Source organism: Cognatishimia sp. SS12, from assembly GCF_028369055.1.
In the GTDB taxonomy this organism is placed as follows: domain Bacteria; phylum Pseudomonadota; class Alphaproteobacteria; order Rhodobacterales; family Rhodobacteraceae; genus Cognatishimia.
Genome location: NZ_JAQNCZ010000002.1, coordinates 303,938 through 318,895, shown reverse-complemented (window position 1 = coordinate 318,895; position 14,958 = coordinate 303,938). Strand labels below are relative to the sequence as shown.

21 protein-coding genes are annotated in these 14,958 nt (G+C 56.8%); 19 read left to right on the top strand and 2 right to left on the bottom strand.

The window, feature by feature from the left end:
* Positions 1-202 precede the first annotated feature (202 nt).
* Positions 203-1,015 carry a response regulator gene (locus N6L24_RS06180; RefSeq protein ID WP_271843788.1) on the bottom strand — a complete coding sequence of 271 codons (813 nt, stop codon included), beginning with the start codon at positions 1,013-1,015 and terminating at the stop codon, positions 203-205.
* A gap of 89 nt (positions 1,016-1,104) precedes the next feature.
* Between N6L24_RS06180 and N6L24_RS06175 the strand changes: the two genes are divergently transcribed.
* The 12 genes from N6L24_RS06175 to N6L24_RS06120 all read left to right on the top strand — a co-directional run bounded on the left by N6L24_RS06175 (position 1,105) and on the right by N6L24_RS06120 (position 7,693).
* Positions 1,105-1,284, top strand: coding sequence for a NepR family anti-sigma factor (locus N6L24_RS06175; RefSeq protein ID WP_271843787.1), 180 nt, complete (start codon positions 1,105-1,107; stop codon positions 1,282-1,284).
* Complete coding sequence (locus tag N6L24_RS06170) at positions 1,274-1,822, top strand: RNA polymerase sigma factor (RefSeq protein WP_271843786.1); 549 nt, start codon at positions 1,274-1,276, stop codon at positions 1,820-1,822. The genes N6L24_RS06175 and N6L24_RS06170 overlap by 11 nt, the downstream gene beginning before the upstream one ends.
* Positions 1,823-1,978: 156 nt before the next feature.
* Positions 1,979-2,554 carry a PRC-barrel domain-containing protein gene (locus tag N6L24_RS06165; RefSeq protein WP_334312315.1) on the top strand — a complete coding sequence of 192 codons (576 nt, stop codon included), beginning with the start codon at positions 1,979-1,981 and terminating at the stop codon, positions 2,552-2,554.
* 145 nt (positions 2,555-2,699) lie between these two features.
* Positions 2,700-3,425, top strand: a complete 726-nt coding sequence (locus tag N6L24_RS06160) for a Crp/Fnr family transcriptional regulator (protein ID WP_271843785.1) — start codon at positions 2,700-2,702, stop codon at positions 3,423-3,425.
* 268 nt (positions 3,426-3,693) lie between these two features.
* Positions 3,694-3,942, top strand: coding sequence for a hypothetical protein (locus N6L24_RS06155; protein WP_271843784.1), 249 nt, complete (start codon positions 3,694-3,696; stop codon positions 3,940-3,942).
* Between the two features lie 180 nt (positions 3,943-4,122).
* Positions 4,123-4,284: a DUF1328 domain-containing protein gene (locus N6L24_RS06150; RefSeq protein ID WP_271843783.1), complete on the top strand. Its 162-nt coding sequence runs from the start codon at positions 4,123-4,125 to the stop codon at positions 4,282-4,284.
* A 48-nt stretch (positions 4,285-4,332) separates the two neighbouring features.
* Positions 4,333-4,611, top strand: a complete 279-nt coding sequence (locus N6L24_RS06145) for a hypothetical protein (protein WP_271843782.1) — start codon at positions 4,333-4,335, stop codon at positions 4,609-4,611.
* 151 nt (positions 4,612-4,762) lie between these two features.
* Complete coding sequence (locus N6L24_RS06140) at positions 4,763-4,948, top strand: PLDc N-terminal domain-containing protein (RefSeq protein ID WP_271843781.1); 186 nt, start codon at positions 4,763-4,765, stop codon at positions 4,946-4,948.
* Positions 4,949-5,071: 123 nt separating this feature from the next.
* On the top strand, positions 5,072-5,506 hold the full coding sequence (locus N6L24_RS06135) for a hypothetical protein (RefSeq protein ID WP_271843780.1): 435 nt from the start codon (positions 5,072-5,074) through the stop codon (positions 5,504-5,506).
* The gene (locus N6L24_RS06130) at positions 5,493-5,888 is read left to right on the top strand and encodes a phage holin family protein (RefSeq protein WP_271843779.1); all 396 of its coding nucleotides are present in this window, start codon (positions 5,493-5,495) and stop codon (positions 5,886-5,888) included. The genes N6L24_RS06135 and N6L24_RS06130 overlap by 14 nt, the downstream gene beginning before the upstream one ends.
* On the top strand, positions 5,881-6,645 hold the full coding sequence (locus tag N6L24_RS06125; protein WP_271843778.1) for a hypothetical protein: 765 nt from the start codon (positions 5,881-5,883) through the stop codon (positions 6,643-6,645). Before N6L24_RS06130 ends, N6L24_RS06125 begins: the two co-directional genes overlap by 8 nt.
* Positions 6,646-6,649: 4 nt before the next feature.
* Positions 6,650-7,693: an AI-2E family transporter gene (locus N6L24_RS06120; RefSeq protein ID WP_271843777.1), complete on the top strand. Its 1,044-nt coding sequence runs from the start codon at positions 6,650-6,652 to the stop codon at positions 7,691-7,693.
* Here N6L24_RS06120 and N6L24_RS06115 read toward each other — a convergent pair whose 3' ends face one another.
* Positions 7,694-9,040 (bottom strand): mechanosensitive ion channel domain-containing protein, encoded by a 1,347-nt coding sequence (locus N6L24_RS06115; RefSeq protein ID WP_271843776.1) that lies wholly within the window; start codon positions 9,038-9,040, stop codon positions 7,694-7,696.
* A gap of 288 nt (positions 9,041-9,328) precedes the next feature.
* Between N6L24_RS06115 and N6L24_RS06110 the strand changes: the two genes are divergently transcribed.
* From N6L24_RS06110 to N6L24_RS06080, 7 genes are all read left to right on the top strand, one after another.
* Positions 9,329-9,694, top strand: coding sequence for a hypothetical protein (locus N6L24_RS06110; RefSeq protein ID WP_271843775.1), 366 nt, complete (start codon positions 9,329-9,331; stop codon positions 9,692-9,694).
* A 250-nt stretch (positions 9,695-9,944) separates the two neighbouring features.
* Positions 9,945-11,567: a sensor histidine kinase gene (locus tag N6L24_RS06105; protein ID WP_271843774.1), complete on the top strand. Its 1,623-nt coding sequence runs from the start codon at positions 9,945-9,947 to the stop codon at positions 11,565-11,567.
* Positions 11,568-11,584: 17 nt separating this feature from the next.
* Positions 11,585-13,030 (top strand): phospholipase D family protein, encoded by a 1,446-nt coding sequence (locus N6L24_RS06100; protein ID WP_271843773.1) that lies wholly within the window; start codon positions 11,585-11,587, stop codon positions 13,028-13,030.
* 76 nt (positions 13,031-13,106) lie between these two features.
* A complete protein-coding gene (locus tag N6L24_RS06095; RefSeq protein ID WP_271843772.1) occupies positions 13,107-13,967 on the top strand; it encodes a YihY/virulence factor BrkB family protein in 861 nt (286 codons plus the stop codon).
* Between the two features lie 43 nt (positions 13,968-14,010).
* A complete protein-coding gene (locus tag N6L24_RS06090) occupies positions 14,011-14,223 on the top strand; it encodes a hypothetical protein (protein WP_271843771.1) in 213 nt (70 codons plus the stop codon).
* Positions 14,213-14,677 (top strand): host attachment family protein, encoded by a 465-nt coding sequence (locus N6L24_RS06085; RefSeq protein WP_271843770.1) that lies wholly within the window; start codon positions 14,213-14,215, stop codon positions 14,675-14,677. Before N6L24_RS06090 ends, N6L24_RS06085 begins: the two co-directional genes overlap by 11 nt.
* 83 nt (positions 14,678-14,760) lie before the next feature.
* The gene (locus N6L24_RS06080) at positions 14,761-14,958 is read left to right on the top strand and encodes a CsbD family protein (protein ID WP_271843769.1); all 198 of its coding nucleotides are present in this window, start codon (positions 14,761-14,763) and stop codon (positions 14,956-14,958) included.

Genomic DNA, 14,958 nt, shown 5'->3' with positions numbered 1-14,958 from the left:
CTTTCATATTCCCCCCCTTTGCGCCGCTGGGCGCTGTCAAATTCTGTCTTTCATCCATTGGAAAACGCGCACTTGTGGTTTTGGTTCCCACAAAGCGCACATTTTTTTCAAAGTTTGAAATCAGCCCGCAGAAATGCGCAAACCGGCCTGCAATAGGCCGGTTTGCTGTGGTCTTCTGAGCCAGATAAAGACTGCGATTTTGTCAGAGACTGACCGCTTCGGCCGACGCAAAGAACATCGCCTGGCTGACGGCAGAGCGCACCTGATCTTCGGTGTAAGGCTTGGAAATTAGAAACGTTGGCTCCAGCCCATCGCCGGTCAGCAGACGTTCTGGGAAGGCCGTGATGAAGATCGTTGGGATATTGCCATGTTCTTTCAAAATGCGCCCAACGGCATCCGTGCCGCTTGAATTATCCGCAAGCTGAATGTCCGAAAGAATGAGATCCGGCAGTTCCTTGCGCGCCAAGTCCATCGCGCCGGTTTCAGTGCGGGCAACACCCGTGACCTGATGGCCCATATCGGCCACAATACTTTCAAGGTCCATCGCAATCACCGCTTCATCTTCGATGATCATGACTTTGCCGGCGACGGCCTCGTTCATTTCTTTCAAAGCTGTCTCGACCAACTGTTCCGCCTCCGTCGCGTTGATTTGCATGACCCGTGCCACCTCATCAAAGGAAAATCCCTCGATCGTGTTCAGCAACAAGGCTTCGCGTGTGTTTTCCGTCAAACGGGCCATGTGCGCTTGCGCGCGCGCAGCGAGCCCGGTTTCGCCTGCAGCGTTGACCGGCATGCCGGACGTGCTCCAGATCGCGTGGAAGGCGCGGAACAAGGACACTTTGGGTGTCATGTCCGAGGCGAATAGCGACGGGTCGCTGATAATGGCCTCAAGTGTCGCAGCGGCGTATTTGTCGCCGGTATCCTGCTGCCCGGTCAGTGCCCGCGCATATCGACGCAGATAAGGTAAGCTCGCTCCGATCAGCGTGCTCATGTCAGCAGAGGAAGGGTTGCTCATGCGCTAACTCCAAAAAATTTTTCAGTTCGTAGGAACTATACGCCGACTGATGCGTTATGGTTCCGAGATTAATTGGGCAAAGTGAAAAAATGTCGAGTGAAAAGCGCACCCCAGCGAAAGACCGCGTCGCTGATGAAATCGACCGCAATCTGAAGAAAGCGTTCGAAGGTATGGCAGAGGAACCGCTGCCAGACCGGTTTACCGACCTGTTGGCCGATCTGCGCGCCGCCGAAGAAAACCGAAAAAAGGTATCTTCCAATGACAGTTGATCCGCGCGATGAACTGACAGAGCATTTGGGCGCGTTGCGTGCCTTTGCCTTGAGCCTTACCCGTAATGCCGCCACGGCAGATGATTTGGTGCAAGACACCCTTGTGAAAGCCTGGACCAACATCGAAAGTTTCAAGCCCGGATCGAACATGCGGGCCTGGCTGTTCACGATCCTGCGCAACACATTTTATTCCCTACGCCGCAAACGCAAGCGCGAGGTCGAAGACGCCGATGGGTCGCTCTCGCTTGCGCTGGCCTCAAAACCGGACCACGACGGGCGGTTGAACATGCGCGATTTCATGCAGGCCTTTAATCAATTGCCGGACACCCAACGCGAAGCGCTGGTTCTGGTCGGGGCTGGTGGGTTTTCATATGAAGAGGCTGCCGCAACCTGTGATGTCGCCGTCGGCACCATCAAAAGCCGCGTTGGCCGGGCCCGGGCCACCTTGGCTGAAATGCTGCAATTGAATGACGATGAGGCGATGGAACTGACAGACAGCGTGACCGCGGGGATTGTCGGAAAACAACCTGCAGCCTGATCGATCCATCATGATGAAAACTATTTAACGCCCTCAATCATTGGGGGCGTTATTTATTTAAATACAGAATGTTACGATAAAAAAATGTAGGTTTCTTGGAACCAATTTTGCCCCCTTGGGGTTGGATAAGTACAAACTTATGCAAGGAGGCAAGACATGAAACTCTTTACGAAAACTGCAACTCTCGCTGCTGTTCTGACCGCGACCACCGCGCTGGCGGGCACCGAGACTGGCATGACCACTGAAGGTAAAGTCGAAGCCAACGTTGGCGTAGAAGCTGACACCAATATGATGGCAGATGCCGACAAAAAGCTGAAGCTGAAGACCGATGCTGCAGCTGACGCAGAAACCACCACTGTGGCCGAGGCGGAAACCAACCTGGATGAAAATCCAAAGCTGATCCGCACCCGCGACATCACCGGCGGTGCAATCTACACGCTGAACGAAGCCAATGACGAAGGCTGGGAGATGGATTTTGCGTTTTCCGAAATGCGTGAGAACCTGAATGAAATCGGCGAGATCGAAGACATTGTTCTGAGCCCAAATGGCGATTTCAAAGGCATTGTGGCTGAGATCGGTGGCTTCCTTGATATCGGCGACAAACACGTGATGATCCCTGTTGCTGACGTCAAACTGATGGCTGTGGACGATCAGACCTATGCCTATGTCACGCGCCTGAACGAAGAACAGCTGGAAAGCATGGAAGGCGTTGATGAGGGCTTTTGGGACTAACACCCCCCTTTGAAAATTCGGACCGGGCCGCAGCAATGCGGCCCGCATCCACGTTTAAGCGGTCGTACCGCTGCCGGCAAAAAAATCGCGTTCAAAGGGTCTGCTACACAGAGCCGGGACAAGCGCTCAAGAGGTGAGGCTATTTATGGTTACGAAATGTACGAACTGTCCGCTCAGGGGATTGCCACTATTTCTTGAATTTTCTCAAGACGAGCTGTCGTTCATGCAACGGTTCAAAACCGGCGAGATGGAGGCGGAGCCCGGCACCCATCTTTTATCGCAGGGCGAACAATCACCACAGCTATTCACAGTTTTGACCGGTATGGGGCTGAAGTACAAAATGCTCCGGGATGGCAGCCGGCAGGTGGTTGGGTTTGTGATGCCCGGGGATTTTCTGGGCCTGCAAGCTGGCGTTATGGGTGAAATGGGCCATTCCGTCGAAGCGGTGACAACCATGACCCTTTGCGTGTTCAACCGCGCAAATGTCTGGGACCTTTTTTCAAAACATCCTACGCGCGGCTTTGACATCGCGCATTTGGCAGCAGTCGAAGAACATTTTCTGGGCGATGCTTTGGCCACGGTGGGGCAGCGCCCAGCCTATGAAAAAATCGCATGGGCGATGGCGCGATTTTTCAACCGCGCGCTGGCGATTGGTCAAGTTGTCGACAATAAGACTTCGCTGCCCTTCACGCAGCAAGATTTGGCAGATGCCTTGGGGCTTTCGCTTGTGCACACCAATAAGCAATTGGCGCAGCTGCGGCGCGATGGGATCTTAACCTGGCAAAAAGGCGAGCTAAGCGTCGACGATATGGACGCGCTCACTCATATGCTTGGCGATGATGGCGAGGTTCAGACACGCCCCCTCGTTTGATTTTTTTTGCGACCGACTGCAATTTTTCGGGAACCTTATGCCGCGGCGCGCGTCTTACATCAGACTGCAGATGTCCTGCGTCACCGGGCCGTCCCCGATCTGGCCCACCGCCTGAACCCCCGCAATTGATCTGCGGGGGTTTTTTCTTTTTTTACAGGTATTTATAAATTTTTTTTCCCCACATCTATGTCAAAAAACATACCTCTGACGCGGAACAATTGGCATCGGCATACGTTGAGTATGTGAAGCAACCTGAAAGGATAAGACAATGAAACCATCCATCATTATCGCCGCGATCGTCGGCGTTGCAGTGCTGGTTTTCGGTATCTACATGATCGACGTCGACCAAACTCAGGAAACACGCCTTCCTGACGTTGATGTCTCGGTTGATGGCGGCCAGCTTCCCAAATTTGACGCTGAGGTCGGCGACATTGAAACTGGCACCAAAGAGGTGACTGTGACGGTCCCAACCGTGGACGTTCAGAGCCCGGAAGAAGACGCCCGCGACGACAGCTAACGTCAAGGCATACCGAAATTTTTGAAAACGCGCAGCGCCGGCCGCCGCGCGTTTTCTTTTGCCTTATTGGCCCTAAAGCTGACTGAAAAGGCGCTGTAATCGAGGAACCAATCGGGGCGCCAACCGTTGACTCAGCAGATGATGTTCAACGCATAGCGAATGACTGGAAGGAGAAATCACATGCTTGGATGGGCAATTACATTTCTGATCGTCGCGCTTGTTGCCGCGCTCTTTGGGTTCGGCGGAATTGCAGGTGCCAGTGCCGGGATCGCACAAATACTCTTTGTTATCTTTCTCGCGCTGTTTGTCGTTTCGATCGTTCTCCGCGTGATCCGGCGCTGATTGCGCGGCTGCCACGCAACGACCCAATCACACTGAAGGAATTTAACCATGACCAGCACAGCAGACGTATCACAACCGAAAAAGACCAAGGCCGAAGCGACCAAGGAACAGGCGGTACAGATGGCCGAACGCGCAAAAGATCACGCCAGCGAAACCGTCAAGCAGGCGCAAGAGCAACTGGACGCGGGTCTGAAATACGGTGCAAGCGAACTTGAACGCCTCAGCAAAGACGGGCAGGAATTTGTCCGCAAGAATCCCGGTGTGGCCATCGCGGGCGCAGTGGGTGTGGGTCTGCTGATGGGGCTGGCCATGCGCCGCCGCTTCTAAGTCTGCGGCCATGAGAACAAAAAAGCCACGCTCGCGCGTGGCTTTTTTGTTTTTCAAAAATATATATTTTTCAAAAACTTATACCAAAACCGGAACCGAATGACTGTGCGCAGAGTTCCTTTAATAGACGACACACCGAAGGGAGAATGTCATGGAATTTGGAATTATTGGCCTGTTGATCTTGGTCGCAGATATCTACGCAATTATTCAGGTGCTCGGCTCAGGCTCTTCGACAGGTGCGAAAATCCTCTGGGTTCTGGGGATTCTGATCCTGCCAGTTATTGGGTTCATCGCCTGGTTGATCGCAGGGCCGAAATCCTCCGCCGCTAATATCTAAATCGGCGACGAGACGACGCAAATGACCCGGCCCAGCGCCGGGTCGTTTTCTTTTGAAATCGGGAACCGTACTGGCCAGCCGTGCGTTTCTTTTCTGAACCCGGATAGCAGAAAGGCAAATGAAATGACCGACACTCCTGATCTGGAATCACAAGCGCGCAATTACGCCAAAGATCTTGGCGACAAAGCCAAGAGCGCCATTTCCGACACCGTCCGTGAAAAAACCGATGCTGCGCAGCATCAGGCCGCTGCCGAGGTCCAGACCACGGCAGATGCTGCCCATGCGGCGGCGGACACCTTTGATCCAGGCTCGATCCAAGCGCAGGCCGCGCATATGGTCGCCGGCCACCTCGAGGACGCAGCGCGCCGTGTGCGCACCCTGGATATCGAACAAACCGTCACGGATGTCAGCGGCTTCGCACGGCGCAATCCGCTCCTGTTTCTTGGTGCGGCCGCGCTGGCTGGTTTTGCCGCCACACGGTTTCTGAAGGCCAGCGAGCCGGAAACCCAGCCCTACGCAACCCATCACCATAATGGAGGTACCTATGGCTCATCCTGATCTGCGACAGGTGCCGGAACTGTTTAAGGACACCCTGCGCCACTTCTCCTCGCTGCTGCGCAGCGAAGCTGCCTTGGCCAAAGCCGAGCTGAAAGAAAACGCCACCCGCGCGGGCATCGGCATTGCCATGTTTGCCGTGGCTGGCCTGCTGGCCCTTGTGGCGCTCAACGTACTCGCAGCTGCTTTGGTGGCCTGGATCGCTGCTGCTGGTATCAGCGCCGGCCTATCCGCGCTGATTGTGGGCGGCATTCTGCTGGCCGTTGCCGCTGTGCTGGTTGTGATCGGTAAATCGCGCCTAGACGCGGATGCGCTCATGCCCAAACGCACCATTCGCAACGTCCAGAAGGACGCGCATAGCATCAAGGAGGCAGCCGATGTCTGATACTGATAAACTGCAAAAGCAAGTCGAAGAAGACCGTCGTCGCCTCACCGCATCCTTGTCGGGTCTTTCCGACACGGTCGCGCCGCAGACGCTCGGTGAACAACTCTCCGCTGCGGCCCATGGCCTGAGTGGAGAATTCAGCCGACAGGCGCTGACGGCCGCCAAACGCAACCCCGTTGCACTGGTGATGGCGGGGGCCGGGCTGGCGCTGATGTTCGCGAATAACACCGCCCGGACCCAGCCACGCCAACCCGCGCCGCCAACGGCGGTTCCACCCGAACAAGCCTTTATTGGCTTTTACGAGCGTGTTGAAGCCGCCGACGCCGCCATGAAGAAGGAGATGACCGGTATGAGCACCGAATCCTACCGTACGAGCAAAATGCGAGAGACGCTGAATGCCGGGCTTGAGAGCCTGCCAGAGTCAGCGCGCAAGCGTGTGCTGAAAGCGCGCAAAGCTGCAATCAAAGCGCAGGAGCAAGTGGAAGCCCACGCTGCCCACGCCGCGGCACAGTCCCGGACCTACTACAATCAGAACCCGCTGTCCGCCGGTGCCATCGCACTGGGTCTCGGCGCGCTGATAGGCGCGATGATCCCATCGACCCGTCGCGAAGACGAACTTTTGGGCACGCACCGCGATGCGCTCGCCGCTAAAGCCGAGGCCGCATTGCACGAAGAGATGGACCGCTTGCACGAAGCGGCAAGCGCCAGCCTAAAAAAGTCCACTGCGCGTGATCCAAATCGCACGGCACTGAACTAAGGTAATGCCCGGCTTTTTCGCAACGGCGCTGCGCACCAGCGGCGTTCGTGTGATGGTGCTGATCTTAACGATCATCGCCATCACAACCGCATTGAACCTCGCTCAGCAAATCCTTGCGCCTATGTGCTTCGGACTGGTGCTTGGCGTGGTTGTATCGCCGCTCGCTGACCGGCTTGAGCGACTGGGCATACCGCGCTTGGCGGTGGCCCTATTTCTGTTGATATTCTCGACCCTCATCATTGCGACCATCATGCTGTTGATAGAGCCGCTGGTGAACGTGCTGATTTCGGAGCTGCCACGCATTAAAGCGGTGATGCAGTCCCTTATTGATCGCGCGGCATCGCTGTTGCGCGGCATCGAGGCGATCAGTCAGGAACTGGAAGAAACCGTCGGCGGCAACGGCGCTGGCGAGGACGCTGGCAAAGAAACAGCTTTGCCCACGGTCAGCGATGCGCTGTGGCTTGCACCCAGTTTTGTATCGCAGGTGTTTACCTTCATCGGGACATTGTTTTTCTTTACGCTGACCCGCAATCAACTTTATCAGCAAGCTGGCGCATATGAGCACCGCCTGAAACGTGCTGACAAAATTGTATCGCGTTATTTCGCGGCGATCACATTGGTAAACGCCTGTCTGGGCACCGTAACGGCCCTGGCCATGATGGCACTGGGAGTTGAATATGCCATCCTCTGGGGATTGGCAGCCGGGCTGATGAACTATGTGCTCTACCTCGGCCCGCTGTTGATCGCGGTCGGGCTTGCCCTGGCAGGCATGCTGCAATTCAGCGGGGTTTACGCCGTGCTGCCGCCGATCACATTTTTGCTGATCAACCTCACAGAGGCCAATGTGGTCACACCGCTGTTTGTCGGCCGGCATATGGCGATGAACCCGCTGCTGATCTTTCTGGCAATCGTGTTTGGCCTGTGGCTTTGGGGTCCGCTCGGGGCGTTTGTCGCGCTGCCTTTGCTGCTGTGGCTTGGGGTATTGATGGAGCCCATGCCAGACGCCGCGGTCACAGATCCACGAGAGGCCGCGCGGCGCGTGATGTGATCACTCGGCCTTTTGGCTTTCATCAAGAAGGTTTTCACCGCCATCCGCATCGCGGCGCTCACGCTCTGCGGCGCGGGTGGTTTCGTCATCGGTCGACTGCGGGTCTGCAGCCTCGGGCAAGGCCGCTTGCGGCTTTGCGGCGGGTGCAGGCCCAGTCGCTGGCGCTGTATGCTCACCCGCATTTGCAAGCGCAGGCCCGCCGTCCAGACGCACGCGATAGATTGGTTCGGGCAGACCAAAGCCCGCTGATTCCAGTGCCGTTTTGGCAGCCCGGATCGCCTCGCCGCGTGCCTTGGCGAAATGCACAACGCTTTGATCCACCCAACCTGTGAAGGTCAGCACCACATTTGAATCGCCCACCTCAGTGATCCATGCCCCCACTTCGGGATCATCCAGAACAAACTCCTGCGCTTGAAGTGCCGTCACCGCTGTCGCCAGCGCACCGGCCAGATCCGCATCCGCGTCCACACCAAGGTCAAAATCAAACCGCCGCCGCGGATCGCGGGTGAAATTCACGATCCGCCCTTTGAAGACCGTGGCATTGGGAATGCGTATATGATTGCCCTCTGGCGAAATCAGAATCGTCGCCCGCGATGTCAGGCGCGCCACGGTGCCTTCCTCGCCCTGAATATTCACATAGTCATTGGGGCGAAAGGGCTGGCGCAGACTCAGCAAAATCGAAGCGATGAAATTTTCAACCGTGTCGCGCACGGCAAAGCCAAGCGCCAGGCCAACCACGCCAGCTGCGCCCAGTACCGCGCCGATCAGCGCCGTGGCATTCAGGATATCAAGCGCCAAGACCACGCCGACCAAGATGAACAAGATACGCGCAACCGCGCGGTACACATCGGCGATGAAGGCGTTGGGCGCGATCCACGTCCAGATCCCGATGCGCGTGGTCAAAAGCCAGCCGCCAAGCGCGGTCACCAGAAACGCCACCAGCGCCACCAGGAAAATAGGCCCATTGGCCAGAATATTCTGCACGCGGTCAGATATGCGCTCCATGGCCGGGGCCAACCGTTCCTCAAGCGTGCCAGCAATACGGGTTTCGTTTTCAATGGCCACCACCCCGGACACGCGGTTGACGATCTGGGTCAGGCGGTCTTGCGCGGTATTGTCAATCACGTCCCCTTGCAGGCGCACCACCCCTTCGGAGACGGTCACGCCGATCTGACCGTAGCCCTCGATCTCCGCCAATAGGTTATCGATGCGCTGCAAAATTTCGGCGTCGCCAACGGTGGCGTCACCGACCTCGATCGGGGCCTCAGTCTGAACCGGATCGCTTGTGGTCTGGGCCTGCACAACGCCAGCCCAAGCCACAATCCAAACGAGCAGGATCAGAGACACATACCTGCGCAAAAAATGCACGGTATGAACCACGACATATGGTTTTTCATTGTCGGGCTGAGGTTTGCTGGTGCGCACGGCATGGTCTCCCTTTCGAAAGCGCGGCGATGCGCGCCCTGATTACGCGAAAATATGCAGCTTAAACGGGTGCGATACCACGGTTACGCCCATCCAGCCAAAACATAGGCCATGACGATGGTTCGTCAAATAATTCAACGCGGTATGTCATAGATTAATGCCGGGCCGCCGCATGGGTGAGATGACAGCGGCTCAATAACAGGAAGACCTATGAATACCCATGAAGTTGGCGTGAATGCGCCTGTCGTTGTCCTCTCACCCAATGCGCTGGAGCTGGCTGATGTCAGCGACTATTTGTTGCGGCGCGGCTTTCCCATTGTCATCAGCGAGACGCGTTTAGACGGCCTCGCAGCGCGCCTCAGCACTGCGACCGACAAGCCGCGTTTGGTGTTTTTCGCATTTCCATTGGAGGCGGCCGGCGCGCGTGATTGGTTGATGAGCGCGATCAACAAAGGCTGGCGCATTGTTTTGATTAATGGCGACACAACTGAACCTGAGCTGCAATCCCTGCCCATGCTGAGCCGCCCGTTTGATACACCGCACCTGGATGCTCTGATGAAAGACATCGGAGAGTAATGCGCTGGCGGCGGCGCGACCTGCGTCGTCGCAATTCCTATTTCGGGCATCAATAAATTTTGGAACAAAGTGTTTGCATGGCGCGTTACCCTCCGTAAATAGGCGTGCACATTCGCTACAGTGCGCCATGAGATTGAGGCCACCAACTGTCCATAAGTTTCCGGACCAGTTAAAAATCAGGAAACAACGCACTTTCGCCATGACGTTCAAACGTTTCTACAAAACCATTTTTTTCAGACTCGCAGGGCTGATGACCCTGGCGATGCTGCCTTTGGCGTTTATTGCAGTCTATCAAACCCGCGTTGTTTTGAACGACGCGCATGCGCTGTCCAGTTCCGCGCTGCTTGCCCGCACAGTGGCCTCCGCCGCGGAAGAACGCGAGTTGATCAAAAACACGCTCGGCGTGGCCGAAGGGCTGGCGTCGATCTTGCCCGAAACCGCAACAGAGCGCTGCCGCAATGTTTTGGATGCACTGGTGGACGAACATCCTCTGGTCATCGGGGCGCGGGTTACGGATACCGATGGAGAAACCGCCTGCCGCTCAACCCGACAAGAGGCTGATTTTTCCCTCTCTCCCATTTTTGAGGATGTGCTCGGGCGCAGTGAACCTTTTGTCAGCCTGCTTCCGGCCATCAACATTCCGGGGCAATTCATCACGCTTGTCACCCAGCCAATCTCATCCGATGACGAGATTGAAGGGTTTTTGACACTGTCGATCCCGCACTCTGAAGCGAATGGCGCACTGCAGGTGCCAGAGACCGAAGCGGGGCTGACCTTGGCCTCCATCAACCTGGAAGGCGACATTATCGCCGCCAGCACAGGCCGTGAGAATGCGCAGAGTTTCCTGCCGATGGATCAGCCTGTCACATATCTGCCCATTCGCATGGGCCAAAGCTTTCGCGCGACCAGTCGCACAGGCGAAGACCGTTTTTATGCTGTTGTGCCGATGATCGATGAGGCCCTATTTTTGGTGGGCAGCTGGCCCAGCGACACGATGCCCGCCGAAAAGCAGCGATTGCAGGTCCTGACAGCGATATCCTTCCCACTGCTCATGTGGGTTGCGGGCGTGGGTGTTGCCATGTTCGGGATGCAACGCATTGTCACCCGCCATATCACAGAGCTTCGGTCCGCGATGCGGCGTTTCGCATTGGGTGAACGCGGTGGCGCGCAACTTGCTATGAGCAACCCCCCCATTGAACTCGAAGAAGCAGAACGTGCATTCAATCGGATGGCGCTCTTGCTGAGTGATGCAGAAGCGCAGCGTGAAAGCGACCTGCAGGACAAAGAAGTCCTGCTGCGCGAAGTGCACCACCGCGTCAAAAACAACCTGCAGCATATCGCGTCGTTGGTGAATTTGCAGGCGCGTAAAACCCGTTCCGACGAGGTGCGCGATTTTCTGACGGGTCTCAACCGACGTATTCGGGGGCTGGCGGTTTTGCATCGGTCGCTGTTCAATACGCCCAATACCGCCACTGTGGATGCCGCAGCGCTGGTCGAAGCGGTCATCGCCGATCTGCGTGATTCCTTTGGAGCCACCGACTTGGCGGAAATTTCGACGGATCTGGACAACACGCCACTTTATCCAGATCAGGCGATACCGCTGTCACTCTTGACCCAGGAACTGATGACCGAAGTCTTTGGCCCGGACGGGCAGAGCGCCGGGGATCGCGGCGTGTCAGTCTCGTTGCGCGAAGAGAGTGACAGCACTGTTTTGCTCAGCGTGACAGCGCCCGGCGCAACGCCGCCCGCCGACCCAGACCCGATCACACAACAGCTGATCCGGGCGTTTGCACGTCAACTCGATGGAAAAGTTGAAACAAACAGCGGAGCTTCGGGTTATTCTTATACAGTGGCGTTTCCGCGCCAAGGATAGCCGACGAAGGGGGACTCATGCAGTCCGATTTTACCGTTTTGGTTACGGCTGAAGAGGCCTTTCCTGCATTTGAGCGGGCGGTATTGGGCGCGCGCGCGCATATTATTGCGGGATTTCGGATCTTTGACATGCGCACCAAATTGCGCAGCCCCGAAGCGCAGAAAATTGGCGAGACCTGGTTTGATCTGCTGGCCTATGTGGTCGGCAAAGGGGTGCGGTTTGATCTGGTCGTGAGCGATTTTGATCCGGACATGGCGTCAGATCTGCACCGTACCGCGGCGCAGACGGTTCAGCAGGGGCGCGATCTGGCCAAGGCGACCGGAGCTGACGATAACCAATTGCGCGTACGCAGCCATTTGCACCCGGCGCGCGCGGGTCTGTTGCCGCGTCTCTTCTTTGCACCCGCTGCGCTGCGGTATCGCCGCAAATATCAGGACGATGGAGAGGCGCAGACCAGCGGCCTGCCGGAATTGCACACGGTTTCACACCACCAGAAGGTCGCCGTGATCGACGACGAAATCCTGTATGCAGGCGGTTTGGATTTGAATGAACGTCGCTTTGACACCAAAGATCACGAACTTCCGGCGCATCTGTCGTGGTCTGACGTGCAAGTGATCGCGCGCGGACCTGCGGCGCGCGAAACCCGTCTGCATTTGGAAAGTTTCGAAGATGTGGTCGCAGGTAAGGCCGCCCCGTCACCCGCGCGGCATCTTATGCGCACGCTATCCACGCCGCGCAAAGTGCAGATACCGTTTCTGTCCCCGCGCACTTTGCTGCGAGAAATCGAACAGGCGCACATCGACGCCTTTCGCAACGCGCGGCATCTGATCCATATTGAAACCCAGTTCCTACGCTCAGCCCCTATCGCCGAGGCGCTGGCAAAGGCGGCCGAAACAAACCCCCATCTGCGCGCCATCATCGTTTTGCCGGGCACGCCGATGGAACTTGCCTATGAGGAACACACTGGCCTTGACGTACGCTATGGGCTGGCACAGGCGCGGTCCGCGCTGGACCGGCTGCGCGATAGTCTGGGCGAGCGTCTCTTGCTATGCGCGCCAGTGCGCCCGGTCATGGCCGCGCGGGAAACACGGGCTACGCTGGCCGGCTCTCCGCTCATTCATGTGCACAACAAAGTTCTCGTCAAAGACAGGGACTATGTGCTGATTGGCTCTGCCAATTTGAATGGGCGCTCAATGCGGTGGGATACCGAACTGGCAATTGCAACCACCGATCCTGCAGCGGTCGATGCCGCGCGCCGCAAGCTGGCGCAGCATTGGTGGTTTGACCCTTTGCCGGATGTGGCACGTGACCCTGAGACGGCCTTTGATTGGTGGAAAGACCGGATCATCAAAAACGGCCATATGCTGCCTGAGAAACGCTCAGGCTATCTGGTGCCATATGATCTGACGGCCAACGCTGAGTTGGAGCAACCCCTGCCGGGCGTGACCGAAGACATCGTCTGACGGTGCCAGCAAGACCGGAACCGACACCGCTGTCTGCGCGTTGATTACGTGAACCCAACAACGATGGGAGCACGCCATGGCCGTACAAGAGACCAAAGCAAGCAACAGCAAACTCCAGCTCAAAGCAGGATATGATCTGTTGCGGCGGGTCTGGGCGCGTCAGGGCGATGCAAATGCCGGTCTACTGGCCGCTGGGATCGCATTTTATGCGCTGCTGTCGCTCTTTCCGGCAATTACCGCCGGGGCCGCACTGGCCGGGATGACCATTTCACCACAGGTGCTGTCCGAGAATTCGCAGGAGCTGGCCCAAGTCCTGCCAGAGGACGCCAGCGCCATCATATTTGATCAACTGCGTGATGTGCTGAACGCAGATAACAAAACACTGGGCTTTGCTGCGCTGATCACTCTGGGCATGGCGCTTTTCAGTGCCTCAAAGGCGACAGGTCAGGCCATGACTGGCCTCAATGAAATTTTTGATCTCGAGGAATCCCGCGGCTTTATTATGCTGACCGTTCTCAAGGTCGGGCTGACGCTGTTTGCCATTCTGCTGTTGGTGCTTGCCGTGAGTGTGACGGGGCCTTTGCCTGCACTCGCCGATTGGTTTGGCAATGCACAGCTGGAAACTGTTCTTGAGCTTATTCGCTGGCCAATTCTGCTGCTGGTTGGGGCCTTTGGCGTCACCATTCTTTATCGCTATGGGCCGGACCGAGACAAGCGCACACACCGCTGGGTGACGATTGGCGCAATCGTGGCATGTCTGCTTTGGTTTGCGGCGAGCGTCGGTTTCACGATCTACGCGGAATCCTTTGGATCTTACAATCAGGTGTTTGGGGCCCTTGGCGGTGTCATCATCTTACTCACTTGGCTGTGGCTTTCGGCATATGCCGTTTTGCTGGGTGCAGCCTTGGACGCGGAGCTGATCAAAGGTCAGAGCTGACCCAGCCCCGCAAATCGCAACATCAATGAAAGGAGCAAAAGCCATGGCCGAACGCCACAGGTCCAAAGATGGACGCAAAGAAACCGAAGAAATCCTCGGTGCCGAGGGCAAGATCTCCCATCAGGGGCGCACGGGCGGCACCTTGGCGCGCGATGTTGGCACAGAAGATGAATTGAAACGCGCCGAAGAGCGCCCGGCCGGGGCGACCCGCGTGACCAAATCAAAAGAACGGGAGGGCGGCAACCATGGCAGTTAATGGCCTCCCCCACGGCACTTGGGTGCTGATCGCCGATGGCGAAAAAGCGCTCTTTCTGGAAAACAAAGGCGACGAGCAGGACATGCACCTGACCGTGCGCCGCAAAGAAGAACAGGACAATCCGAAAGCGCAGGACTGGGCCGCCAACCGGCCTGGCCGGTTCAATGATGGGCCGAGCGTACATCGCTCTGCCGTCGATGACACCGATTGGCATGAGCTAGAGAAAGCGCGTTTTGCCAAGACCGTCGCAGAAGATCTCTACCAGGCGGCCCATGCGGGCAAATTTGACAAACTGGTCATCGCGGCCAGTCGCCCGGTGCTGAGTGAGCTGCGCGCAGAAATGCACATGGAGGTGACAGACAAGCTGCTGCTGGATGTGCCCAAAGTGCTGACCAACCATCCGCTTGATGAAATTGAAAAAGCCATCGCACGCGAAATGGAAAACGCCGCCTGAGTACGGAACTTCGCAGCCGGGGCTGCGTTGACTCCACAGAGGCTGCACCTGCAGCAAAACGCTAATTCAGAGGAGAATTTCACATGGACGACGATCGTATCAGCGGCAAATGGACAGAACTCAAAGGCCAATTGCGCGAGACCTACGGCGACTTGACCGACGATGAGCTGGAGCAGACCAAAGGCGAACGCGAACAGCTGGAAGGTCTGTTGGAACAAAAGCTTGGCAAAACCAAGGATGAGGTGCGCCAGACCATCGACCGTTTCTTGGATAAGGTCTGA